Raw genomic sequence first — 23,206 nt, forward strand, 5'->3', positions numbered from 1 at the left:
TCAGCGATGCTGAGGGGCGTGGACTACCCCGGACTCGCCGGGCGCACCGGTGGCTTCCGCCACGGCGCCCCGCACGCCGTCACGGTCGGCGCCGACGGGGCGCGGATCGTCTTCCTGCGCTCGCCCGGCCCCGCGGATCCGGCGGCCGCGCTCTGGGCGCTGGACCTGGCCGACACCACGGAACGGCTGGTGGCGCCGGGGCCGATCGACGCGTACGCGATCGATCGCGACGCCCGGGTGGCGGCCTTCGCCCGCGGCGGCCGGCTCTACCGCGCCGACCTGACGACCGGCGCGGTGACCGCGCTGCAGACCACCGAGGCGGTGTACGACCCGCGGCCCGACCCGCAGGGCGTGCGGATCGGCTACGTCACCGATCCGCTGGGGTCGGCCACGCTGCGGGTCACCGGCCCGGACGGCGACCGGCTGCTCGCCGGGGAGCAGGGCTTCGCGTGGCGCGAGCACGGCGGCAGCATCGCCTGGGGGGTGGCCGGGGCCGGCGCGCCCCAGTTCGGCCGGACCCGGGGCTGGTGGTGGTCGCCGGACGGCCGCCAGGTGCTGGCCGTGCGCACCGCCGGCGGGACCAGCCTGCACCTGCTCGACCTGGACGACGGCTGGGTGGACGTGCACTGGGACCGGGAGACCTACCCGCACCTGGCCCAGGTCCGCTGGGCCGGCGGCGGCCCGCTGATCACCGTGCTGCGCCGGATGCAGCAGCACGGCCTGGTGCTCTCGGTCGACCCGCGCACCGGGGAGACCCAGGTGCACGCCGAACTCGCCGACGCCCGCTGGGTGGAGCCGATCCCGGGCACGCCCCGGCACCTGCCGGACGGCCGGGTGCTGGTCGGCGGCGAACTGGCGCACGACGGCTTCGACGCGCGCTGCCTGTTCGCCGACGGCAGCCTGCTCACCCCGCCCGGCCTGTACGTCCGCCGGGTGGCCGGTACCCTGCCCCGCCCGGACGGCCCGGCCGGCGCGCCGGACCTGATCGTCGAGGGCAGTCTGGGCGACCCCGCGGTCCGCGAGGTGTTCCGGGTGCGCACCTCGGTGGGCGGCGGCGGACCGGAGGTGACCCGGCTGGCCCCGGCCGGCGGCGAGGTGGTCACCGGCGGGGACGTGCTGGTCGCCGGCGGCCGGGTGTGGCAGGGGACGACCCCGGCCGGGACCCTGCGGTCGCTCGCCGCCGAGCTGCCCTACCACCCGGAGCCGGTCCTCGAACGGGTCACCGACCGGCGGCTGCCGACGGCCGTGCTCTATCCGGGCGGTTTCGTCGGCGGCAGCCTGCCGGTCCTGCTCGACCTGGGCGCCGGGCCGGGCGAGCAGCAGGTGCGCGCCGAGGCGGCCGCCTGGCAGGAACGGCAGTGGTGGGCCGACGCCGGCTTCGCCGTGGTCAGCATCGACTACCGGGGGACGCCGGGGGTGGCCCCCAGCTTCGAGAAGGCGATCCACCGGCGGCTGGCCGACCTGATCCTCGCCGACCTGGCCGACGGGCTGGGCGCGCTCACCGGCAAACATCCCGACCTGGACCTGACCCGGGTCGCGGCCCGCGGGCACCGGCTGGGCGGGTGGGTGGCGCTGCTGGCCGCGCTGCGCCTGCCCGGGACGGTCCGCTGCGCGGCGGCCCGGGAGCCGGTGCTGGACTGGACGGCGGCGCCCCGGCCGATCGCCGAGCGGTATCTGGGCGACCCGAACGACGCGGCGCACGTCTACCGGCACCACGACCTGCGCGACGAGATGGCCGGGGCCGGTGCGGTGCTGGTGGCCGACGCCGGCCTCGGGCTGGCCGACGAACTCGCCTGGATCCAGCGGGAACTGGGCACCTGACCGGTTTTGTCGCACCCGCGGCCTAGGGTCGGGGGCATGAGCCACTTCGATGAGGCGGGCGCGGCGGTGCAAGCCGCGCTCGACGCCGGCGCCCGCTATGCGGACGCCCGTGTCATGGTCTGCCGCACCGAGTCGATGACGGCCCGCAACGGCGCCGTCGAGGACCTCTCCTCCGACGAGAACGCCGGCCTGGGCGTGCGTGCCCTGGTCGGCTCGAGTTGGGGCTTCTCCGCCGTTCCCGATCTCTCCGAGGCGGCCGCCCGCGCGGCCGGCCGCCGGGCCGCGCAGATCGCCGCGGCCAGCGCCCGGGTGGCCGGCCCGCCGGTCGAGCTGATGCCGGCCGCCGCGGTCACCGCGAGCTGGGCCAGCGACTGCCGGATCGACCCGCTGTCGGTGCCGCTGGCCGACAAGGGCGACCTGCTGGTCCGGGCCACCGCCGCGGCCAAGGCGGCGGGCGCCGACCAGGCCCAGGCGAACTACGCGATCTGGGACACCCGCAAGTGGTTCGTCTCCAGCGAGGGCCACCGTATCGACCAGCACATCCGCGAGTGCGGCGGCGGGGTGACCGCGCACGCCATCGGCGACGGCGAGGTCCAGCGCCGCTCGCTGCCCGGGCAGTACGGCACGCGCGGCTGGGAGCTGATCGAGGAGCTGGATCTGGCGGGCAACGCGCCGCGGCTGGCCCAGGAGGCCCGCGAGCTGCTCACCGCCCCGCTCTGCCCGGCCGGCGAGACCACCCTGATCCTCGGCGGCTCGCAGCTCGCCCTGCAGATCCACGAGTCGGTGGGGCACGCCATCGAGCTGGACCGGATCCTCGGCTGGGAGGCCGCCTTCGCCGGCACCAGCTGGCTGGATCTGAGCCGGCTCGGCGAGCTGCGGTACGGATCGGACCTGATGAACATCACCATCGACCCCACCTTCCCGGGCTCGCTGGGCAGTTTCGGCTTCGACGACGAGGGCACCCCGGCGGTCAAACGGCACGCGGTCCGCGACGGCGTCTGGGTCGGCGTGCTCGCCGGGCGCGACTCGGCGGCGGTCGCCGGGCTGGACTACGCCGGCAGTGTCCGCTCCGACGGCTGGGCCCGGCTGCCGATGGTCCGGATGACCAACGTCGGCCTGGAGCCCGGCCCGCACACCCTCGACGAGATCATCGCGGCCACCGACGACGGCGTGTTCATGGACGTCAACCGGTCCTGGTCGATCGACGACCGCCGACTGAACTTCCAGTTCGGCTGCGAGATCGGCTACGAGATCAAGAACGGGCGGCGGGGTCGGATGCTGCGCAACCCGACCTACACCGGGATCGGCCCCCGGTTCTGGCAGTCGATGGACATGCTGTCCTCCGAGATCGTCGCCTGGGGCACGCCGAACTGCGGCAAGGGCCAGCCCGGCCAGATCGGGCACACCGGACACCCGGCGGCGCCGGCCCGGTTCACCAACGTGCGGGTGGGGGTGCGCGGATGAGTTCGGAGTTGCAGATCGCCGCCAAGGTCGTCGAGCTGGTCCGGGAGCTCGCCGGCCGGTCGGCCGAGGCCGAGGTCAACGTCCGGCACCACGCCCTGGCGCTGACCCGGTTCGCCAACTCGGCGATCCACCAGAACGTGGCCGAGACCACCACCGGGGTGCGCCTGCGGCTGCACCTGGACGGCCGGACGGCGTCCGGCTCGACCACCCTGACCGGCGCGGACGGGTTGCGGGCGCTGGTCGAGCGGACCGTGGCGGCGGCCCGGGTGACCCCGCCCGACCCGGGCTGGGCCGGGCTGACCCGGCCCGCGGCGCTGCACATCTCGGCCGGCCACCCGGGCTCCGGGGAGCACTCCGGGCTGGAGTTCGGCTTCGACGAGGCGACCGCCCGGGCCACCCCGGCGGAACGGGCCGAGCGGGTGCGGGCCTTCGTCGACGCGGCCGGCGGGCTGGAGACGGCCGGCTTCTGCCGCACGCAGTACGTGTCGGCCGCGTTCGCCAACACCGCCGGGCAGGCGGTCGAGGGGCGCACCGCGGAGGCGGCGATGGACGGCATCGCGCGCAACAACGGGGCCGACGGCGTCGCCCGGCTGGCGGCCGCCCGGCTGAGTGATCTGGACGGCGCGGCGCTCGGCGCCCGGGCCACGGCCAAGGCCCGCGCGCTCGCCGAGCCGGCCGAGCTCCCGCCCGGGCAGTACGAGGTGGTGCTGGAGCCCACCGCCACCGCCGACCTGCTGGAGAATCTGGCGGTCTTCGGGTTCAACGGGAAGTCGTATGCGCAGCGGCAGTCGTTCGCCGAGTTCGGCGCCGAGCAGTTCGACCCCTCGGTGACCATCGTGGACGACCCGCTGGGCAGCCGCGGCGAGCCGGCCCCCGGCCTGCCCTTCGACGACGAGGGCACCCCGGCCCGCTCGGTGGTGCTGGTCCGCGAGGGGATCACCCTGGCGGTGGCCCACGACCGGACGTCCGCGGCCGAGGCCGGCGCCGAGTCGACCGGGCACGCGTCGGGGACCTCCCGGTCGTGGGGGCCGTTCCCGGCGCACCTGCGGCTGGAGGCGGCGCTGCCCGGGGGCGGCGGCACACCGGACGGTCCCCCGCAGGTGGCCGTGTCGGCCCGCCCGCTGGTCGCCCGGATGCGTCGCGGCCTGCTGGTCACCGACCTGTGGTACACCCGGGTACTGGACCCGAAAACGCTGGTGGTGACCGGCCTGACCCGCAACGGCGTGTGGCTGGTGGAGGACGGCGAGATCACCCGCCCGGTGAGCAACCTGCGCTTCACCCAGTCCTACCCGCAGGCGCTGGGGCCGGGCCGGGTGCTGGGCATCGGCGCCGAGTCGGTGCTGTTGCCCACCTCCTGGGGTGACGCGCGGTATGCGTCGCCGGCCCTGCACCTGGCGTCGTGGAACGTCACCGGCAACGCGTCGGGATGATCCAGTAACCCATCGGTGACCGTCTTTGCGGACCGGGATGATGTTTTTGTGACCCACTTGGCATCCCCGGTCCGCAAAGTGTCGGACCTTCGGCGTAACGTGTGCTCCACATCACCGTCGCGCGAGGACGGCTGACGGCGGGCACCCGTGTGTCCGCTTCCGGACGGCCCGCGCAGCTGACGCGGCACCGGCAGGGGGATGCATGACGACGACGGCAGCGAGGCCGGGCGGCGGGCGCGCACGCGCGGCGATCACGGCCCGGACACTTCGGACCGACCGCTGGTGGCTGGCGCCACTGGTCACGTTCCTCGGGCTGACCGCCTGGGTGGCGTATGCGACGGTCCGGGTCTTCCTGCACCGCTGGTTCTACGTCGACGAGTATCACTACCTGACCCCGTTCTACTCCCCCTGCCTGACCGACCGGTGCGGGGCCGCGGCCGAGTTCGGCACTCCCCTGCCGAGCTTCTGGCTGATCCCGGAGGCGGCCCTCACCCTGCCGTTCCTGCTGCTCTTCCGGCTCACCTGCTACTACTACCGGAAGGCGTACTACCGCGCCTTCTGGATGTCACCGCCGGCCTGCGCGGTGCCGGACGGGCACAAGACGTACTCCGGCGAGACCCGGTTCCCGCTGGTCTTCCAGAACGCGCACCGGTACGCGTTCTACGCCGCGTTCCTGATCTCGATCATCAACACCTGGGACGCGATCCGGGCCCAGACCACCGGCCTCGGCCTGGGCAATCTGGTCCTCTGGGTCAACGTGATCATGCTCTGGGCGTACACCGCCTCCTGCCATTCCTGCCGGCACATCGTCGGCGGCCGGCTCAAGCACTTCTCCAGACACCCGGTGCGCTATCGACTGTGGACGACCGTGTCCAAGCTCAACGCCCGGCACATGCAGCTCGCCTGGATCACCCTCGGCACCCTGGCGGTGACCGATTTCTACATCATGGCGGTCTCCGCCGGCTGGTTCTCCGACCTGCGGCTGATCGGCTAGGAGGCGTCGACGATGACCACCACCCCCGAACGCCATCTGTACGACGTCGTGGTGATCGGCGCCGGCGGTGCCGGCCTGCGCGCCGCGATCGAGGCCCGGCTGGCCGGCAAGCGGACCGCGATCATCTCCAAGTCGCTGTTCGGCAAGGCGCACACGGTGATGGCCGAGGGCGGCGCCGCGGCCGCGATGGGCAACGTGAACAGCCGGGACAACTGGATGGTGCACTTCCGGGACACCATGCGCGGCGGCAAGTTCCTGAACAACTTCCGGATGGCCGAGCTGCACGCCAAGGAGGCGCCGGAGCGGATCTGGGAGCTGGAGACGTACGGCGCGCTCTTCGATCGCACCAAGGACGGCAGGATCTCGCAGCGCAACTTCGGCGGTCACGAGTATCCCCGGCTCGCCCACGTCGGCGACCGCACCGGCCTGGAGCTGATCCGCACCCTGCAACAGAAGATCGTCTCCCTGCAGCAGGAGGACTTCGCCGAGACCGGCAGCTACGACTCCCGGATCCGGGTGTTCCAGGAGACCACGATCACCGAGCTGCTGCTCGACGGCGACCGGGTCGCCGGCGCGTTCGGCTACTACCGCGACTCCGGCGATCTGCTGCTGTTCGAGGCGCCCGCGGTGGTGCTCGCCACCGGCGGTGTCGGCCGCAGCTACAAGGTCACCTCGAACTCCTGGGAGTACACCGGCGACGGCCACGCCCTCGCCCTGCGGGCCGGCGCCACCCTGATCAACATGGAGTTTCTGCAGTTCCACCCGACCGGCATGGTGTGGCCGCCGAGCGTGAAAGGCATCCTGGTCACCGAGTCGGTCCGCGGCGACGGCGGGGTGCTGCGCAACTCCGAGGGCAAGCGGTTCATGTTCGACTACGTCCCCGACGTCTTCCGCAAGCAGTACGCGGAGACCGAGGACGAGGCCGACCGGTGGTACGACGACCCGGACAACAACCGCCGGCCACCCGAGCTGCTGCCCCGCGACGAGGTCGCCCGGGCGATCAACAGCGAGGTCAAGGCGGGCCGCGGCAGCCCGGCCGGCGGTGTCTTCCTGGACGTCTCCACCCGGCTGCCGGCCGAGCAGATCATCAAGCGGTTGCCGTCGATGCACCACCAGTTCAAGGAGCTGGCCGACGTCGACATCACCAAGGAGCCGATGGAGGTCGGGCCGACCTGCCACTACGTGATGGGCGGGGTCGAGGTGGACCCGGACACCGGGGCCGCGGCCGGCACCGTGCTCGGGCTGTTCGCGGCCGGCGAGGTGTCCGGCGGCATGCACGGCTCCAACCGGCTCGGCGGCAACTCCCTCTCCGACCTGCTGGTCTTCGGCAAACGCGCCGGTGAGCACGCGGCGGCCTATGTGGACACGCTGGCCAAGCGGCCCCGGCCGGCCCGGGTCGACGTGGCCGCAGCCACCGAGGTGGCGCTCGCCCCGCTGGTCCGCACCGACGGGGAGAACCCGTACCGACTGCAGCAGGACCTGCAGGCGGTGATGGGTGACCTGGTCGGCATCATCCGCCGCGAGGGCGAGCTGACCGAGGCGCTCAAACGCCTGCACGAGCTGCGCGCCCGGGTGGCGAACGTGGGCGCGGGAGGCGGCGGGCGGCACTACAACCCCGGCTGGCACCTGGCCCTCGACCTGCGCAACATGCTCATCGTCTCGGAGTGCACGGCCAAGGCGGCACTGGAACGCGAGGAGTCGCGCGGCGGCCACACCCGCGAGGACCACCCGCAGATGAGCGCGCAGTGGCGCCGGATCAACCTGGTCTGCTCGCTCGACGAGGCCGGCGAGGTGCACCTGGAACGCAAGCCGGTGCCCACCATGCGCCCCGAGCTGCGGGACCTGTTCGAGCGCAGTGAGCTCGCCAAATACATGACCGACGAGGAGCTGGGGGACGAGTGAACCGACACTTCCGCGTCTGGCGGGGCGACTCGTCCGGCGGCGACCTGGAGGACTTCGACGTCGAGGTGAACGACGGCGAGGTGGTGCTCGACATCATCCACCGGCTGCAGGCCACCCAGGCGCCCGACCTGGCCTGCCGGTGGAACTGCAAGGCCGGCAAGTGCGGCTCCTGCTCGATGGAGATCAACGGCATGCCGCGACTGGGCTGCATGACCCGGATGTCCACCTTCACCGCCGACGAGATGATCACGGTCACCCCGCTGCGGACCTTCCCGGTGATCCGGGACCTGGTCACCGACGTCTCGTTCAACTACGCGAAAGCGCGCGAGACCCCGGCGTTCGCCCCACCGGCCGGCGTCGCCCCCGGGCAGTACCGGATGCAGCAGATCGACGTGGAACGCAGCCAGGAATTCCGCAAGTGCATCGAGTGCTACCTCTGCCAGAACACCTGCCACGTGGTCCGCGACCACGAGGAGAACAAGGAGGCCTTCTCCGGCCCCCGGTTCTTCATCCGCGCCGCCGAACTGGACATGCATCCACTGGACGACCGCACCGACCGTAAGCAGTATGCGCAGCAGAGCCAGGGCCTGGGCTTCTGCAACATCACCAAGTGCTGCACCGAGGTCTGCCCGGAACACATCAAGATCACCGACAACGCCATCATCCCGATGAAGGAGCGAGTCGTGGACCGCCGCTACGACCCGCTGGTCCGCCTCGGCCGCAGAATCTTCCGCCGCGACCAGCTGGAGGCCACCGCCGGATCACCCCTGCCCGCACCGCGCCGCGCCCCGGCCACCGCCGAGACCCCGTCCGGCCAGCGCCTCCCCGAGGGCCCGCCGGTCGGCGTCGACGGACGCCTGGAGATCGCCGAACTCGCGGCGCCGCTGCAGGGCGGGCTCTCCCCGTTCGGCGAGGACATGACGTTTCCGCTGCCGCTGGAGCGGGTCACCTACCACCATCCGGAGGAAGACCCGGCAAAACCCGATTAGGGGGTACGCCGCGGGGCCGCGACATCCCGCGACCCGGCCGCGCCGCCCGGCCCGGGCGGCGCCTCCCGCGGGCCGCTCTGCCCGCCATCGTGAGGATGTGCGGTGGGAGGTACCGCATAGAGTCGGTGCATGCCGTCGCTTGTCACACCCGCACTGCCCGCCGGCTCGATGTCCGAACGGGACCAGCCGATGATCGGCGGGGACGGGGTGGCGTTGCGGGTCTGGCGGGAGGCCGATCGGGACTCCGTGGTCACGGCGTATGCGGATCCGGCGATCCAACGGTGGCACTGCGACTCCATGACCCCGGCTGAGGCGGAGGCGTGGATCGCCGGATGGGCCGGACGCTGGCAGGCAGAAACCGGGGCAAGCTGGGCGATCGTCGACGACGATCGGGTGGCCGGTCAGATCGGGCTGCGACGGATCGATCTAGCCGAGGCAACGGCGCACATCTCCTACTGGGTGCTGCCGGCGTTCCGGGGGCGCCGCATCGCACCGCGGGCTTTGCACGCGTTGACCGACTGGGCCTTCGGTGGCCTGGGGCTGCATCGACTGGAGCTGAACCACTCGACGGCCAACGCCGCCTCCTGCCGGGTCGCCGAGCAGGCCGGCTATCCGGCCGAGGGGATCAAGCGGTCCGAGGCGCGGCACGCCGACGGTTGGCACGACATGCACCAGCATGCTCGCCTCGCCACCGACTGAGCGACGGATCGCCGGTCCGACGAGCCGGCCTCTCGCGACCTGCGGGCCCGTGTCCCGCGCGATGACCAGCGGGGGTCGGGGCCGACAGGGCTGAACCGTCCTGTCAGCGGCTGTGCCGGTGTAGCGGCGAAGTTGTCCACAGGGCCTGACAGGCGATCGAACGTCAGTACTAACATGGCGGCATGAGCAGCGCATATCAGCCTTCGATGCTCGATCTGATGGGGTCGGCGGAGCCGTCGCTGGAGCCGCTGAGCGGGGCGGTCCGGCATCGTCTCAGCGCCGGGGCGTGGGTCGACGTGCTGCCCGGGTGGCTGCACGGGTCGGACGCGGTGTTCGAGACGCTGCTGGGCATCGACTGGCGGGCCGAGCGCCGCCGGATGTATGACGATGTCGTCGACGTCCCTCGGCTGCTGCGCTGGTTCGGCGCGGGTGAGCCGCTGCCGCATCCGGCGCTGGCCGCCGCCCGGGCGGCACTGAACGCCCACTATGCGACCGAGCTCGGGGAGGAGTTCGTGACCGCCGGGATGTGCCTCTACCGGGACGGGCGGGACAGTGTGGCCTGGCACGGGGACACCATCGGGCGGTCGGCGACCGAGGACACGATGGTGGCGATCGTGTCGGTGGGTTCGCCGCGAAATCTGGTGCTGCGGCCGCGGGCCGGCGAGCGGGAGACGTTGCGGTTCCCGCTCGGGCACGGCGATCTGATCGTGATGGGCGGGTCCTGCCAGCGGACCTGGGAGCACGCGATTCCGAAGACGGCTCGGCCGGTGGGCCCCCGGATCAGTGTGCAGTTTCGGCCACGAGGGGTGGCGTGATGGGGTCAGACAGTCCGGAACCTCTGCTCCTGGTCGGCGGTGACCCGGCGGATGAGGAGGATGGCCGTGATCGCGGCGGCGATGGTCGCGACGGTTTCCACGACATGGACCGTGTTGCCGCTGGAGGCCGTGCGTGAGCTGCGTTCCAGCAGGACGCTGACGGTCCAGCTGACGGCGTAGGCGGCGAAGAGACCGGGGCCGTGATCGCGGGACTCACGGTCGACCTCACGGATGATCATCATTGGGATGATCAGGTTGGCGATCGGGATGCACCAGGCGCCGATCGTCCAACCGGGGCCCCATGTGAGCTGGTGGCCGGTGTTCCAAAGGTTGGCCGAGGCGCGGTGCAGCCAGACCAGGAACGTGACGACGGTGTAGATCACCGTGGCGAAGATGCCGACATACAGGACGAGCCGCGGGGCGTCGCCGAGGGTGATCGAGACCGGGTCCGCGGTGTACAGGATGACGATGTAGAGAATCGTCAGGATCAGGCCGACGGTGGCCATCACCGCCGGCACGCGCAGTGACTTGACCTGCGCCGGACCGCCGAAAGCCGCCGGGTATCGGTAGGGCGGCGGCGGATGGGCCGGCTGCGACGCCGCCGGATGGGCCGCTTGATACGCCGCCGGATACGCCGCCGACGGGTGGGCCTCCCCGGGCGCGGCCTGCGGGTGGGCCACCTGGGGCGGGACCGGCGGGTAGCCGCCCTGCGCTGATGCCGGCGGGTAGCCGCCCTGCGCTGATGCCGGCGGATAGCCGCCCAGAGGCGCGGCCGGCGGATAGGGCTCCTGGGGCGGGGCGGCGGCGGGCCAGGGGTCGACGGGCGGGATGAGGTTCGCGGTGAGCGGATCCGTGGGCGGTGGGGTGGGGCGGGGCGAGGCCGGGGTGGCCGGGTCCCGATCCTCCGGGCGGGGTGGCGGCTGCGTCATCGGGCACCTCACGGATCGGCGGGCTTCCCTGCAGAGTAGCGATCGCCGGCAATCAGTTCGGGCTGATCACGGACGCCGGGGTGGCATCCGGTAACGGAGATGTTGCAACTGGTTGACGAACCCGATCATAAAGTTACACTCCTAGTGTAAATAGTTGACCATCACTTTCCATTGTGGACCTTTGTGGTCCGGATGAGGTGGCCATGTCGACGCATGCCGAGTTGGAGCTCGACCACATAACCGTGCGCTTCGGCGGGCTGACCGCTCTCGACGACGTCTCGCTGCGGGTGCCGGCGGGGCGGGTGGTCGGGGTGATCGGGCCGAACGGGGCGGGGAAGACCACACTCTTCAACGTCATCTGCGGGTTCGTCACGCCGACGGCCGGGGCCCTCGCGTTGGACGGGCGGGCCTGGCGGCCGCGGCCGCACCACCTCAACCGGCTGGGCATCGCCCGGACGCTGCAGGGGGTGGGCCAGTTCAGCGGCCTGACCGTGCTCGAAAACGTGCAGGTCGGAGCGCGCGGCCACCGCCCGGAGAGACCGGACCGCGGGCGCGCGGAGGGACCGGGCCGGCTCACGCAGGGCCCGGACCGCGGGCGCGCGGAGGGACCGGGCCGGCTCACGCAGGAGCCGGATCCCGGGCACACGGGGGGATCGGGCCGGCTGATGCGGGAGCCGGATCGCGGGCGCGGGGGCGAGGGGGGCCGGCTCGGCCGCGGGGGGCGCTTCGGCGGGTGGGAGCGGCGGTCCGTGCGGGAGGCGTTCGCGGCGCTGGAGCGGTGCGGGGTGGCCCCGTATGCGGATCAGCTTCCCGGGGCGCTGCCCTACGCGATCCGCAAGCGGATCGAGCTGGCCCGGGCACTCGCCGCCCGACCGCGGATCCTGATGCTCGACGAACCGGCCGGCGGTCTGGACACCGATGAGATCCAGTGGCTGGCCGGGCTGATCCGGGACGTCGGGACCACGGTGCTGCTGGTCGAGCATCACATGGACCTGGTCATGTCGGTCTGCGACGAGATCCTGGTGCTCGACTTCGGCAAGCCGATCGCGCTCGGCTCGCCGGCCGAGATCAGTGCGGACGAGCGGGTCACCGAGGCCTATCTGGGTGCCGCCGCGTGAGCGCCGCCGGGACGCTGGACGAGCGGTATCAGAAGCAGCGGACGCTGCTGCGGGTGGACGGGCTGACCGCGGGGTACGGCGCGGCGCCGGTGCTGCACGACGTGCGGCTGCGGGTGCGGGCCGGAGAGATCGTCGCCGTGCTCGGGGCGAACGGCGCGGGCAAGACGACGCTGCTGCGGACGTTGTCCGGCCTGGTCCGGGCGGACCGCGGGTCGGTCGTCTTCGACGGCGAGGACCTGGCCGGCGTGCGGGTGGAGCAGATGGTCCGGCGCGGCATCGCGCACGTGCCGGAGGGCCGTGGTGTGGTCACCGAGCTGACCGTCGAGGAGAACCTGCGGCTGGGCGGGTTGTGGCGGCGCGACCGCGCGGATGCGGCACGCGCCCTGGACGAGGTCTACGGCCTCTTCCCGGCGCTGGCCCAACGGCGTGCCAGCGCCGGGCATCAACTGTCCGGCGGGGAGCGGCAGATGCTGGCGCTGGGCCGGGCGCTGATCGGCCGGCCCCGGCTGCTGCTGCTCGACGAGCCGTCGCTGGGCCTGGCGCCGAAGGTGACCGCGCAGATCATGGCGCTGCTGCGGGATCTGCGGGACCGGACCGGACTGGCGGTGCTGCTGGTCGAGCAGAACGTGCGCAGCGCCCTGTCGATCGCCGACGAGGGGATCGTGCTCTCGCTGGGCCGGGTGGCGACCCGAAACCGGGCCACCGAGCTGCGGGACGACGCCGACCTCCGACACGCCTACCTGGGGTTCTGACGTGGACAGATTCATCTACCTGACATTCGACGGGCTGAGCCGGGGCGCGGTCTACGCCGCGTTCGCGCTGGCCCTGGTGCTGATCTGGCGGGCCGCCCGGATCGTCAACTTCGCGCAGGGCGCGATGGCCGTCGCCGCGGTCTACGTGGCGTATTCGGTGACGGACGCGACCGGCTCCTACTGGCTGGGTTTCGCCGCCGCGCTGCTTTTCGGCCTGCTGCTGGGTGTCGCGGTGGAGAAGGCGGTGATGCGTTTCGTCGACCATGCGTCGCCGCTCAACGGGGTGGTGGTCGCGCTCGGCCTGGTCCTGATCGTGCAGGGCGCGCTCGGCATGCTCTACGGCAACGAGTTCCGCCCGGTGCCGACGCCGTTTCGCCGGGACGCGTTCGAGGTCGGCGGGGTGGCCCTGCTCAGCCGCTACGACGTGTTCGTCTTCGTGGCGGTCGGCGCCGTGGTGGCCGGGCTGACGATCCTGTTCACCCGCACCCCGGTCGGTCTACGGATGCGGGCCGCCGCGTTCGCCCCGGACGTCTCCCGGCTGCTCGGCGTCCCGGTCGGCGGCATGTTGACGCTGGGCTGGGCGCTGGCCGCGGCGGCCGGGTCGCTGGCCGGGATGCTGGTCGTCCCGACCGAGCTGGGGCTGCACCCGACCGCGATGGACGTCGTCTTCGTCTCGGCGTTCACCGCGGCCGTGGTCGGCGGTCTGGACAGCCCGATCGGCGCGGTCACCGGCGGCCTGATCGTGGGCCTGCTGCTGTCCTACGTCAGCGGATATCTGGGCGCGACGGTCGCCCCGATGGCGGTGTTGCTGCTGCTCGTGGTCGTTCTGCTGGGCCGTCCCGGCGGCCTGTTCTCGAGTGCGAAGGCGAGGCTGGCATGACCGACGTGCGGGAGAAGCCGGCTACCGCCACCGCCCCCATCCGGGTCACCCGGCGCATACCCCCGCTGGGGTACGCCGTGACCGGCGCCCTGATCATCCTGGCGCTCACCTACGTCCTGCCGCCGTTCCGCAACTACCAGCTGGCCACCGTCGGCGCGTACTTCACGGTGACCGCCGGCCTGACCGTCCTCACCGGACTCAACGGTCAGCTGTCGCTGGGACACGGCGCCCTGATGGCCACCGGCGCCTACACGTTCGCGCTCACCCAGAACAGGTGGCTGCACCTGCCCCTGAGTTTCCTGGCCGCGGTCCTGGTCACCACCCTGGCCGGCACGGTGATCGGGCTGGCCGCCGCCCGCCTGCGCGGCCCGTACCTGGCCGGCCTCACCCTGGCGGTCGCCGTCGTGGTCCCGTCGGTGACCAGCACCTTCGACACGACGTTCAACAGCGATCAGGGCCTGCCGGTGGCACTCGACCCGCCGCCGGAGGTGATCCCGATGGAGCAGTGGCAGGCCTGGCTCTGCTGGGCCGGCGCGCTGTTGACCGCTGCCCTGCTGGCGACGTTGGTGCGCGGCCGGTTCGGGCGGGATCTGCGGGCGGTGCGGGACGACGAGACCGCGGCGCGGCTCGCCGGGGTGCACATCGCCCGTACCCAGGTGATCGCCTTTGTGGTGAGCGCCGCCTGCGCCGGTCTGTCCGGCGCCCTGTTCGCCTACCTCGCGCAGAGCGTCTCCCCCGGCGCGTTCCCGCTGACCCTGTCGCTGTTCCTGGTGATGGCCATCGTGATCGGCGGGCTGGGGCGGCTGATCGGGGCGCTGCTCGGCGCGGTGCTGCTGGTCCTGCTGCCGGCGCTGGCGCAGAGCGCCGCCGAGAGCTCGGGCTCGCAGCATCTGGAGGGCAACCTGGCCCTGGTGATCTTCGGCGTGGTGCTCGTCGTCGTCATGCTCGCCGCCCCGGGCGGCCTCGCATCCCTGCGATTTTCCACGATATTCAGGAGGAAACGATGAAACGCACCACGGCGGTGTTCCTCGCCGTCCTCTTGTTCGCCACGGCCTGTGACGGGTCGTCCACCAGGTCGGGCAGCGGCGGCGGCACCGTGCCCGGGGTGACCGACTCGGAGGTGGTGATCGGCACGCACATGCCGCTGACCGGCCCCGCGGCAGCCGGCTACTCCAAGATCGCGCCCGCCTCCAAGGCCTACTTCGACTTCGTGAACGCGGCCGGCGGGGTCAACGGCCGGAAGATCACCTACAAGGTCAAGGACGACGGCTACAACCCGGCGACCACCCAGCAGGTGGTGCGGGAACTGGTGTTGCAGGACAAGGTCTTCGCGATCATGGGCGGCCTGGGCACCCCGACGCATTCCGGCGTGCTGGACTTCCTGAAGACCAACCGGGTGCCGGACCTCTTCGTGGCCAGCGGCAGCCGCAGCTGGAACCAGCCGGACAAGTATCCGGGCACGTTCGGCTTCAACCCGGACTACACCGTCGAAGGCAAGATCCTCGGCACCTACGTCAAGCAGAACCTGGCCGGCAAGAAGGTCTGCTTCCTGGGTCAGGACGACGACTTCGGCCGGGACAGCCTGGCCGGCGTCGAGAAGGTCCTGGGCGCGGTGGCCGCCAAGCAGACGTACGTGACCAGCAACCCGAACGTCGGCCCGCAGATGGGCGCGCTCAAGCAGGCCGGCTGCGAGGTGGTCGTGCTGGCCACCATCCCGGGCTTCACCGCACTGGCGGTCGGCACCGCCGCGAAGATCGGCTTCAAGCCGCAGTTCGTGGTCAGCAACGTGGGCGCCGACCCGGGCACCGTCGGCAAGGCGCTGGGCCCCGCCGCGCCGCTGCTGGAGGGCGTGGTCTCGGCCAACTACCTGCCGATCAACACCGATGACGCCAGCCCGTGGATCCAGCTCTTCAAGAAGGTCAACGCGCAGTACAACGGCAACGCGGAATTCGACAACAACGTCGTGTACGGGATGGCCGCGGCCTACCTCTTCGTGCAGTCGCTGCTGGCCGCCGGCAAGAATCTGACCCGCGACGGGATCCTCGCCGCGGTCACGAAGAACGGTTTCCAGGGTCCGGGCCTGGTCCCGCTGCGCTTCGCCGACAAGGATCACTCGGGATACGGCGGAGAGCAGCTCACCCGGATCGAAGGCGGCAAGGCGGTGTTCCTCGGGCAGGCCTACACCACGGATGACGCGGACGGCGCGGTGCAGCCGGTGGCCCCTCTCACCGTGACACCGCCACCGAACGGGATCCCGGCGGCGTAATATCCGCACACTGAGTGCAGAAAATCTGAGGAGGTAGTGCGATGGCGGACCAAGTGGCGATCGTGACCGGGGCAAGCCGGGGAATCGGGTTCGCCATCGCGCAACGATTCGTGGCGCAGGGCGCGAAGGTCGTGATCACCGGACGTGACGACGACGCCCTGCAGGCCGCGGTCAAGGAGCTGGGCGGCCCGGCGGTGGCGCTCGGGATCAGCGGCAAGGGCGACGACGCGGACCACCGGACCGCGGTGGTCGACGCGGTCACCGCGACGTTCGGGCCGGTCACCACGCTGGTCAACAACATCGGGATCAACCCTGCGTACGGGCCGCTCGCCGCCCTGGATCTCAACGCCGCCCGCAAGATGGCCGAGGTCAACCTGATCGGCACGCTGGGCTGGGTGCAGGAGGCGTTGCGCGGCGGCCTCGGGCAGAGCGAGGGCGGGTCGATCGTCAACATCTCGTCGGTCTCCGGGGTGCGCCCGGCGCCCGGCATCGCCTTCTACGGCACCACCAAGGCCGCGCTGATCCACCTCACCGAGGAGCTGGCCGTCGAGCTGGCACCGAGGATCCGGGTGAACGCGGTGGCGCCGGCGGTGGTCAAGACCCGGTTCGCCGCGGCCCTGTTCGAGGGGCGCGAGGAGCAGGTCACCGCGACGTACCCGCTGAAGCGGCTGGGTGCGCCCGAGGACGTGGCCGGCACGGTGGCGTTCCTCTGCTCGAACGACGCGTCCTGGATCACCGGGCAGACCATCGTGCTGGACGGCGGCGTCACCCTGACCGGGGTGGTCGAGTGAAGCGCGTCGTGATCACCGGCGCCGGTGGCGGGATCGGCGCCGCGCTGGCCCGCCGGTTCGCCGCCGACGGCGACCGGGTCGTCGTCAGCGACATCAACCCGGACGCGGCGTCCGCGGTGGCCCGGGAGATCGGCGCCGTCGCGGTCGCGGCCGACGCGGCGATCGAAGCGGACGTACGCGGTCTGATCGACCGTGCCTACGACGAGCTGGGCGGCATCGACCTGTTCTGCTCGAACGCCGGCGTCCTCACGGCCGGGGACGAGAACACTCCGGACGAGCTGTGGGAACGGGACTTCGCGGTGAACGTGAAGTCGCACGTTCACGTGACCCGCGCGCTGCTGCCCCGGTGGCTGGACACGGACGAGCCGAAACGGCTGCTGATCACGGTGAGCGCGGCCGGCCTGCTGACCCTGTTGGGCAGCGCGTCCTACTCCGTGACCAAGCACGCGGCGCTGGCCTATGCCGAGTGGCTGCGCGCCACGTACGCCCATCGGGGTCTGATCGTCCAGGCGCTCTGCCCGCAGGGGGTCCGCACCGACATGCTGACCGGCGGGAACGCCCGGGGCAGTGGCAGCGCGGCGCTGCTCGCCGAGGGCGCGCTGGAGCCGTCCGCGGTGGCCGGCGTGGTCGCCGAGGGCCTCACCGACAATCGGTTCCTGATCCTGCCGCATCCGGAGGTCGCCGACTACTACCGCTTGCGCGCGACCGATCCGGACCGTTGGCTGGGCGGCATGAACAGGATGCAGCGCGGCTTCGAGGCGGGTGCCTGATGAAGGGCCTGGATCTGGCGAAGCTCCAGAGCTATCTGGACAGTCCGCCGCTGACCGGGACGATGTTCGCGGGCGGCCGGTCGAATCTGACGTACGCGGTGACCGACGGAACGCACCGGTGGGTGCTGCGCCGCCCGCCGCTCGGGCACGTGCTGCCGACCGCGCACGACATGGCTCGCGAGCACCGGGTGCTGGCCGCGCTCTCGCAGGCGGGCTTCCCGGTGCCGGCGCCGGTGCTGCTCTGCACCGATCCTGAGGTGATCGGGGCGCCGTTCTACCTGATGCAGCAGGTCGACGGCACGATCTACCGGGACGCCGCGCAGTTCACCGGGGTGGATCTGCGGCAGCTGACCCTCACCCTGGTCGACACGCTCGCCGACCTGCACGCGCTGGACCCGGAGAAGATCGGGCTGGGTGACTTCGGCCGGCCGGAGGGCTTCAACGCGCGGCAGGTGCGGCGCTGGAAGCAGCAGCTGGACGCGTCCCGCAGCCGGGAGCTGTCCGGCATCGACGAGCTGCACGCCCGGCTGGCGGCGGACATCCCGGCCGGCGGCCCGGGCGCCGTGGTGCACGGCGACTACCGCCTCGACAACGTGCTGATCGGCGACGACCTGCGGGTCAACGCGGTGCTCGACTGGGAGATGTCGACGCTCGGCGACCCGCTCAGCGACCTCGCCCTGATGCTGGTCTACGCCGGCCGGCCGCTGCTGGTCAAGGACGGGAAGCCGTACGCGCCGATCGACCTGCCCGGGCACCCGTCGCTGGCGGAGATGTCGGCGCGGTACGCCGAGCGCAGCGGCCGCGACGTCGGCGACCTGCACTGGTACGTCGGGTTCGCGGCGTTCAAGCTCGCCGTCATCCTGGAGGGCGTGCACTACCGATTCACCAAGGGCCAGACCGTCGGCGCCGGTTTCGACACCGTCGGCGCGATGGTGCCCACGCTGATCGAGCAGGGTCACCGAGCGCTGGAGGGGAACTGATGGACTTCGAGTTCGACGCGACGACCGAGGACTACCGCAAGCGGCTGCTCGCCTTCATGGACGAGCACGTGTACCCGGCCGAGGCCGGTTACCACGCCGGCGGGGACGGCTGGGAGCCACCGGCCGCGCTGAAGGTTCTGCAGGCCAAGGCGAAAGAGGCCGGCCTGTGGAACCTGTTCCTGCCCGGTGAGCACGGCGCCGGCCTGACCAACCTGCAGTACGCGCCACTCGCCGAGATCACCGGCCGCAGCCCGGCGATCGCCCCGGCCGCCCTGAACTGCGCCGCACCGGACACCGGCAACATGGAGGTGCTCGCCGAGTTCGGCACCCCCGAGCAGCAGGAACGCTGGCTCAAGCCGCTGCTGGCCGGTGAGATCCGGTCGGCGTTCGCGATGACCGAGCCGCAGGTGGCCTCCTCGGACGCCACCAACATCGGCACCCGGATCGAGCGGGACGGCGACGAGTACGTCATCAACGGCCGCAAGTTCTACATCACCGGCGCGATGAACCCGAACTGCAGGATCTTCATCGTGATGGGCAAGACCGACCCGGACGCCGACCGGCACGTGCAGCAGAGCCAGATCCTGGTGCCCCGGGACACCCCGGGCCTCACCGTGCACCGCGGCATGACGGTCTTCGGTTACACCGACGGCGACCACGGCGGCCACGCCGAGCTGATCTTCGACAACGTCCGGGTGCCGGCGGGCAACCTGATCGGCGTCGAGGGCGGCGGCTTCGCGATCTCCCAGGCCCGGCTCGGCCCCGGCCGGATCCACCACTGCATGCGGCTGATCGGGATGGCCGAGCGGGCCCTCGAGCTGATGTGCAGGCGGGCGCTGACCCGCACCCCGTTCGGCAAGCCGCTGGCCGAGCAGGGCGTGGTGCAGGACTGGATCGCCGAGTCCCGGGTCCGGATCGAGCAGGCCCGGCTGCTGGTGCTCAAGGCCGCCTGGCTGATGGACACGGTCGGCAACAGGGGCGCGCACACCGAGATCCAGGCCATCAAGATCGTCGTACCGCAGGCCGTCGAATGGATCCTGGACAAGGCGATCCAGGCCCACGGCGCGGTCGGCACCAGCCAGGACACGCCGCTCGCCCAGCTCTGGGTGGCGGCTCGCACGCTGCGTCTCGCCGACGGCCCCGACGAGGTGCACAAGCGCTCGCTGGCCCGGCGGGAGTTGAACCGCTACCGGAGTCGTCCGTGACCACACCGCCGCGCGTCGACGGCCGCACCGCCCGGTCCGAACGGACCCGCAACGCGATCGTCGACGCCCACCTCCAGCTGATCCGCGACGGGGACCTGCGCCCCACCGCGGATCGGATCGCCAAACTGGCCGGCGTCTCGCTGCGCGCCCTGTGGAGCCATTTCGCCGACATGGAAGCGCTGATGGCGGCCAGCGGTCAGCGGGTCCTGGAGCAGCGCGACGCGTCGTACCGGAAGATCCCGTCCGATCTGCCGCTGGCCGAGCGGATCGACGCGTTCTGCCGGCAGCGGGCCCGGATGCTGGAGGAGATCGGCCCGGCCGCGCGGGCGTCCGCGCTCAAGGAGCCGTTCTCCAGCGCCCTGCAGCGCTACCGGCGGCTGCACGTGGCCCGGGTCCGCGACGAGCTGACCGACGCCTTCCCGGCCGAGATCGGCACCGACGAGGACCTGCTCAACGCGCTGACCGCGATCAGCCTGTGGCCGGCCTGGGCCACCTGGCGGGAGGCGATGGAACTGCCGGTTGAGGCCGCCACGGCCGCCCTCGCCCGCAGCCTGCGCTCGCTGCTGAGCGGCGGCCCGCGGTAGTGCGTCGGTGGCCGGCCCGGGTCACTCCGGGCCGGCCACCGACGAGCCGGTGGCGCCGCGTACGCGGCAGCGACGCCTCCCCGGACCGTGCACGGCATCGGCGCCTCCCCGGACCGTGCGCGGCATCGACGCCTCCCCGGACCGTGCGCGGCATCGACGCCTCCGCGGACCGTGCGCGGCGAGAGAGCGCCGGATCAATCTGCCGGGGTGAGGCCCAGCCGGGACGCTTCGGCGGCGGCCTGGCCGCGGCGGGCGACGCCGAGCTTGCGCAGGATGGCCGAGACGTGGTGGTGGACCGTCTTGGTGGACAGGAACAACCGCTCGGCGATCTCCACGTTGGACAGCCCCTGCTGCACCAGACCGAGCACCTCGACCTCACGCCGGGTGAGCTCGGCCGGGTTGCCGCGGGTCCAGCGTTGCGGGCCGCGCGGGATGTCGCGGATGCCGCGGGCGCGCAGCCGGCGCGTGACGACCGCCGCGGCGGGGCGGGCGCCGAGCCGCTGGAACTCGGCGAGGGCGGCGCGCAGCGAGGTTTCGGCGGGGGCGCCGGACAGGGCCAGAGCCGCGTCGTACGCGCAGTCGCGCTTCCGCCATCGCTCCGTGGCCGCCTCGATGTGACCGGCTAGCTGCAACGCGTAAGGTTCGACGAGGGGCGCGGCGGGCGGCTCGGGGTGCGGCTCGCCGGCCAGGTGGCGCAGCCAGGCGAGTTCGCCGAGGACCCAGACCGCGCGCCGGCGCTGGGCCAGCTCCCAGGTTTCCGCGAGCTCCGGTTCGACCGGGGCGCCGGCCGGCCAGGCGGCTTCGGCGCGGGCGGTGGCGACCGGTGCGACGTACTGCAACTCGGGTCTGGTCGCGGCCAGCGACCGGGCCTCGTCCAGGACCGGCCACGGGTCCGTCTCGCCGCCGCGGGCCTGCACCAGGCCGATCACGCTGAGCGCGATGACCCGCAGCAGCGGCACCGGTTTGGCCTCGCGCAGCACCTGCTCGGCGTCGGCGACCGCCTCCGGCCAGCGGCCCAGGTCCAGGTGGTAGCGGGCGCGGTAGGCGAGCACGTAGTGCTTCCACGCCTCCAGGCCCAGGTCGGCGCAGGCGGTGACACCCCGGTCCAGCCACGACGACAGGTGGTAGGAACGGACCCGGGTCATCGCCCACCCGACGTGGATGTACGCCCGGCCGATGTGTTCCTCCAGCCGTTCCTGCTCGGCCAGCGCCAGGCTGCGCTCCAGTTTGCCGATCCCCTGCGGTTCGCCGGCCAGCAGCTGCATGGTGCCCAGGTTGTTGAGGCTGTGCACCACCACCTCGGGCAGGCCGTGCCGTTCGCCGAGCCGCAGCGCCCGGGTGCCGAGCTCGATCGCGTCCGGGTACTCCTCGATGTTCAGCGCGATCGACGCCTGGTTGGTGCAGGCCATCGCGTACTCCGGGCCGGACGGCAGGTCACCGAGGAGCCGCAGCGCCGCCCGGCCGGCGTCGGCGGCTTCCTCGATGTAGCCGCCGCACCACAGCCGCCGGGACAGGTGGGACAGGGCGGTGCCCTCGCTGACCCGGTCACCGGCCAGCCGGCGCTGCCGGATCGCCTCCCGCAGGGCGTCGATCGACTCGTCGGTCTGCTCGGTCAGGTAGCACTCGTACGACCGGCGTTCCAGCAGGCCGGCGCGCTCGATCGGGCCGAGGCCGGCGGCGAAGCGCAGGGCCCGGGAGTACTGGGCGGCGGCCTCCCGGTGCGCGCCCGAGTCGGCGGCCTGCTCGGCGGCGCGCGGCGCCCACTCCAGGACGACCGCGGTGTCCCCGGCCGCGTCGGCGTGGTGGGCGACCCGGCTCGGGTCGGCCGCGTCCGGCTCGGCGAGCAGCGCGGCCAGCACCCGGCGGTGCAGGTCGAGGCGGCGGTGCGGGCTGAGCGACTCCTCGACGGTGATCCGGGCCAGCTCGTGGCGGAACGCCACCCCGCCCGGCACGCACTCCAGCATGCCGGCCCGCACCGCCTCGTCCACGCCGGCGGTGTCGCTGAGCAGGCGCAGCTCGGTGTGCGGCGGGGTGACCGCGACCTCGTCGAGCACCGCGGCCGCGGCCGGGCTCAGCCGGGCGGCCCGGGCCAGCACCGCGTCCCGGACGGTCAGCGGCACGTCGCCGTCGTCGCGAGCCAGCACCTCGGTGACGAAGAACGGGTTGCCGCGGGTCGCCCGATGCAGCGCCCGCCCGTCCCGCCCGTGCGGCCGGGCCAGCTCCTCGACCGCCGCCGGGGACAGCGGTGGCACCCCCATCCGCCGGATCGCCGCGCCCTGCAGCTCGCCGAGGAGCCGGCGCAGCGGATGCCCGCGGCCCGCCTCGTCAGCGCGATAGGTGGCGACGACCAGCGCCGGGATGCCGTCGATGCGGCGCCCGAGCAGGCTGAGCACGTCCAGGGTGGCCTCGTCGGCCCAGTGCAGGTCCTCCAGGACCAGAATCAGTCCGGGCCGCTCCCGGGCGTCCCCGATGAGGCCGGTGGCCAGCTCGTACGGTTTCGCGCCGCGGTTGATCAGCTCCCGGACCGGGCCGCTGTCGGCTGCGTCGTGCGCGATCTCCAGGAACGGGCCGAGCGGACGCGGTGTCCACAACGGATCGCAGCCGCCCCAGAGCACCGGCCGGCCGGGCCGCGCCTCGTCCCGGAAGCGACGCACCAGCGCGGTCTTCCCACCGCCGGCCTCTCCGCCGAGCAGCACGAGCACACCGCCGCGGCCGCGGCGCACCGAGTCGTACGCCTGATGCAGCGCGCCGAGCTGCCCGGACCGTTCGAGCAGCCCGGACCCGCCAGTGAACTCCCCCATCGCCGCACCATGACAT

The 23,206-nt window shown here is 72.5% G+C and carries 20 protein-coding genes; 18 read left to right on the forward strand and 2 right to left on the reverse strand.

The features are described from left to right. Positions 1-6: 6 nt before the first annotated feature. The 8 genes from ACSP50_RS37695 (at position 7) to ACSP50_RS37730 (ending at position 10,114) form a co-directional block, all read left to right on the forward strand. The gene (locus tag ACSP50_RS37695) at positions 7-1,821 is read left to right on the forward strand and encodes a prolyl oligopeptidase family serine peptidase (RefSeq protein ID WP_014694590.1); all 1,815 of its coding nucleotides are present in this window, start codon (positions 7-9) and stop codon (positions 1,819-1,821) included. A gap of 36 nt (positions 1,822-1,857) precedes the next feature. Then, the gene (locus ACSP50_RS37700; RefSeq protein ID WP_014694591.1) at positions 1,858-3,285 is read left to right on the forward strand and encodes a TldD/PmbA family protein; all 1,428 of its coding nucleotides are present in this window, start codon (positions 1,858-1,860) and stop codon (positions 3,283-3,285) included. Next, positions 3,282-4,715: a TldD/PmbA family protein gene (locus ACSP50_RS37705; RefSeq protein WP_014694592.1), complete on the forward strand. Its 1,434-nt coding sequence runs from the start codon at positions 3,282-3,284 to the stop codon at positions 4,713-4,715. Before ACSP50_RS37700 ends, ACSP50_RS37705 begins: the two co-directional genes overlap by 4 nt. Before the next feature lie 202 nt (positions 4,716-4,917). Beyond that, positions 4,918-5,709: a hypothetical protein gene (locus ACSP50_RS37710; protein ID WP_014694593.1), complete on the forward strand. Its 792-nt coding sequence runs from the start codon at positions 4,918-4,920 to the stop codon at positions 5,707-5,709. A gap of 12 nt (positions 5,710-5,721) precedes the next feature. Then, positions 5,722-7,611: a fumarate reductase/succinate dehydrogenase flavoprotein subunit gene (locus tag ACSP50_RS37715; protein WP_014694594.1), complete on the forward strand. Its 1,890-nt coding sequence runs from the start codon at positions 5,722-5,724 to the stop codon at positions 7,609-7,611. Next, the gene (locus tag ACSP50_RS37720; protein ID WP_014694595.1) at positions 7,608-8,600 is read left to right on the forward strand and encodes a succinate dehydrogenase/fumarate reductase iron-sulfur subunit; all 993 of its coding nucleotides are present in this window, start codon (positions 7,608-7,610) and stop codon (positions 8,598-8,600) included. The genes ACSP50_RS37715 and ACSP50_RS37720 overlap by 4 nt, the downstream gene beginning before the upstream one ends. A 129-nt stretch (positions 8,601-8,729) precedes the next feature. After that, complete coding sequence (locus tag ACSP50_RS37725) at positions 8,730-9,299, forward strand: GNAT family N-acetyltransferase (protein ID WP_014694596.1); 570 nt, start codon at positions 8,730-8,732, stop codon at positions 9,297-9,299. A 182-nt stretch (positions 9,300-9,481) separates the two neighbouring features. After that, positions 9,482-10,114, forward strand: a complete 633-nt coding sequence (locus ACSP50_RS37730; protein ID WP_043512963.1) for an alpha-ketoglutarate-dependent dioxygenase AlkB — start codon at positions 9,482-9,484, stop codon at positions 10,112-10,114. A gap of 5 nt (positions 10,115-10,119) precedes the next feature. Here the strand turns inward: ACSP50_RS37730 and ACSP50_RS44950 are convergent, their stop codons facing one another. Next, positions 10,120-11,043: a DUF4328 domain-containing protein gene (locus ACSP50_RS44950; protein WP_014694598.1), complete on the reverse strand. Its 924-nt coding sequence runs from the start codon at positions 11,041-11,043 to the stop codon at positions 10,120-10,122. Between the two features lie 203 nt (positions 11,044-11,246). On the opposite strand from ACSP50_RS44950, the gene ACSP50_RS37740 reads away from it, so the two are divergent. From ACSP50_RS37740 to ACSP50_RS37785, 10 genes are read left to right on the forward strand one after another with little or no spacing between them, the layout of a single operon-like run. Further along, a complete protein-coding gene (locus ACSP50_RS37740; protein ID WP_014694599.1) occupies positions 11,247-12,161 on the forward strand; it encodes an ABC transporter ATP-binding protein in 915 nt (304 codons plus the stop codon). Further along, entirely contained in the window at positions 12,158-12,913 is a 756-nt protein-coding gene (locus ACSP50_RS37745) for an ABC transporter ATP-binding protein (RefSeq protein ID WP_014694600.1), read from the forward strand. Before ACSP50_RS37740 ends, ACSP50_RS37745 begins: the two co-directional genes overlap by 4 nt. Before the next feature lies 1 nt (position 12,914). Further along, positions 12,915-13,793, forward strand: coding sequence for a branched-chain amino acid ABC transporter permease (locus ACSP50_RS37750; RefSeq protein WP_014694601.1), 879 nt, complete (start codon positions 12,915-12,917; stop codon positions 13,791-13,793). Beyond that, a complete protein-coding gene (locus ACSP50_RS37755; protein ID WP_014694602.1) occupies positions 13,790-14,800 on the forward strand; it encodes a branched-chain amino acid ABC transporter permease in 1,011 nt (336 codons plus the stop codon). The genes ACSP50_RS37750 and ACSP50_RS37755 overlap by 4 nt, the downstream gene beginning before the upstream one ends. Beyond that, positions 14,797-16,059: an ABC transporter substrate-binding protein gene (locus tag ACSP50_RS37760; protein WP_014694603.1), complete on the forward strand. Its 1,263-nt coding sequence runs from the start codon at positions 14,797-14,799 to the stop codon at positions 16,057-16,059. The genes ACSP50_RS37755 and ACSP50_RS37760 overlap by 4 nt, the downstream gene beginning before the upstream one ends. A gap of 41 nt (positions 16,060-16,100) precedes the next feature. Then, positions 16,101-16,850, forward strand: coding sequence for an SDR family oxidoreductase (locus ACSP50_RS37765; RefSeq protein ID WP_014694604.1), 750 nt, complete (start codon positions 16,101-16,103; stop codon positions 16,848-16,850). Then, a complete protein-coding gene (locus tag ACSP50_RS37770; RefSeq protein ID WP_014694605.1) occupies positions 16,847-17,620 on the forward strand; it encodes an SDR family oxidoreductase in 774 nt (257 codons plus the stop codon). The genes ACSP50_RS37765 and ACSP50_RS37770 overlap by 4 nt, the downstream gene beginning before the upstream one ends. After that, positions 17,620-18,600: a phosphotransferase family protein gene (locus ACSP50_RS37775; protein WP_014694606.1), complete on the forward strand. Its 981-nt coding sequence runs from the start codon at positions 17,620-17,622 to the stop codon at positions 18,598-18,600. Before ACSP50_RS37770 ends, ACSP50_RS37775 begins: the two co-directional genes overlap by 1 nt. After that, on the forward strand, positions 18,600-19,805 hold the full coding sequence (locus ACSP50_RS37780; protein ID WP_014694607.1) for an acyl-CoA dehydrogenase family protein: 1,206 nt from the start codon (positions 18,600-18,602) through the stop codon (positions 19,803-19,805). Before ACSP50_RS37775 ends, ACSP50_RS37780 begins: the two co-directional genes overlap by 1 nt. Further along, positions 19,802-20,389 carry a TetR/AcrR family transcriptional regulator gene (locus ACSP50_RS37785; RefSeq protein WP_014694608.1) on the forward strand — a complete coding sequence of 196 codons (588 nt, stop codon included), beginning with the start codon at positions 19,802-19,804 and terminating at the stop codon, positions 20,387-20,389. The genes ACSP50_RS37780 and ACSP50_RS37785 overlap by 4 nt, the downstream gene beginning before the upstream one ends. A gap of 194 nt (positions 20,390-20,583) precedes the next feature. Here the strand turns inward: ACSP50_RS37785 and ACSP50_RS37790 are convergent, their stop codons facing one another. Next, on the reverse strand, positions 20,584-23,190 hold the full coding sequence (locus ACSP50_RS37790; RefSeq protein WP_014694609.1) for an AAA family ATPase: 2,607 nt from the start codon (positions 23,188-23,190) through the stop codon (positions 20,584-20,586). Positions 23,191-23,206 lie beyond the last annotated feature (16 nt).

The organism is Actinoplanes sp. SE50/110, from assembly GCF_900119315.1.
Taxonomy (GTDB): Bacteria; Actinomycetota; Actinomycetes; order Mycobacteriales; family Micromonosporaceae; genus Actinoplanes.

What these genes read in the sequence shown, in the direction of transcription:
- ACSP50_RS37695 (WP_014694590.1), top strand. Translation starts at nt 7, where the DNA reads ATGCTGAGGGGCGTGGACTACCCCGGACTCGCCGGGCGCACCGGTGGC.
- ACSP50_RS37700 (WP_014694591.1), top strand. Translation starts at nt 1,858, where the DNA reads ATGAGCCACTTCGATGAGGCGGGCGCGGCGGTGCAAGCCGCGCTCGAC.
- ACSP50_RS37705 (WP_014694592.1), top strand. Translation starts at nt 3,282, where the DNA reads ATGAGTTCGGAGTTGCAGATCGCCGCCAAGGTCGTCGAGCTGGTCCGG.
- ACSP50_RS37710 (WP_014694593.1), top strand. Translation starts at nt 4,918, where the DNA reads ATGACGACGACGGCAGCGAGGCCGGGCGGCGGGCGCGCACGCGCGGCG.
- ACSP50_RS37715 (WP_014694594.1), top strand. Translation starts at nt 5,722, where the DNA reads ATGACCACCACCCCCGAACGCCATCTGTACGACGTCGTGGTGATCGGC.
- ACSP50_RS37725 (WP_014694596.1), top strand. Translation starts at nt 8,730, where the DNA reads ATGCCGTCGCTTGTCACACCCGCACTGCCCGCCGGCTCGATGTCCGAA.
- ACSP50_RS37730 (WP_043512963.1), top strand. Translation starts at nt 9,482, where the DNA reads ATGAGCAGCGCATATCAGCCTTCGATGCTCGATCTGATGGGGTCGGCG.
- ACSP50_RS44950 (WP_014694598.1), bottom strand. Translation starts at nt 11,043, where the DNA reads ATGACGCAGCCGCCACCCCGCCCGGAGGATCGGGACCCGGCCACCCCG.
- ACSP50_RS37740 (WP_014694599.1), top strand. Translation starts at nt 11,247, where the DNA reads ATGTCGACGCATGCCGAGTTGGAGCTCGACCACATAACCGTGCGCTTC.
- ACSP50_RS37755 (WP_014694602.1), top strand. Translation starts at nt 13,790, where the DNA reads ATGACCGACGTGCGGGAGAAGCCGGCTACCGCCACCGCCCCCATCCGG.
- ACSP50_RS37760 (WP_014694603.1), top strand. Translation starts at nt 14,797, where the DNA reads ATGAAACGCACCACGGCGGTGTTCCTCGCCGTCCTCTTGTTCGCCACG.
- ACSP50_RS37765 (WP_014694604.1), top strand. Translation starts at nt 16,101, where the DNA reads ATGGCGGACCAAGTGGCGATCGTGACCGGGGCAAGCCGGGGAATCGGG.
- ACSP50_RS37775 (WP_014694606.1), top strand. Translation starts at nt 17,620, where the DNA reads ATGAAGGGCCTGGATCTGGCGAAGCTCCAGAGCTATCTGGACAGTCCG.
- ACSP50_RS37780 (WP_014694607.1), top strand. Translation starts at nt 18,600, where the DNA reads ATGGACTTCGAGTTCGACGCGACGACCGAGGACTACCGCAAGCGGCTG.
- ACSP50_RS37790 (WP_014694609.1), bottom strand. Translation starts at nt 23,190, where the DNA reads ATGGGGGAGTTCACTGGCGGGTCCGGGCTGCTCGAACGGTCCGGGCAG.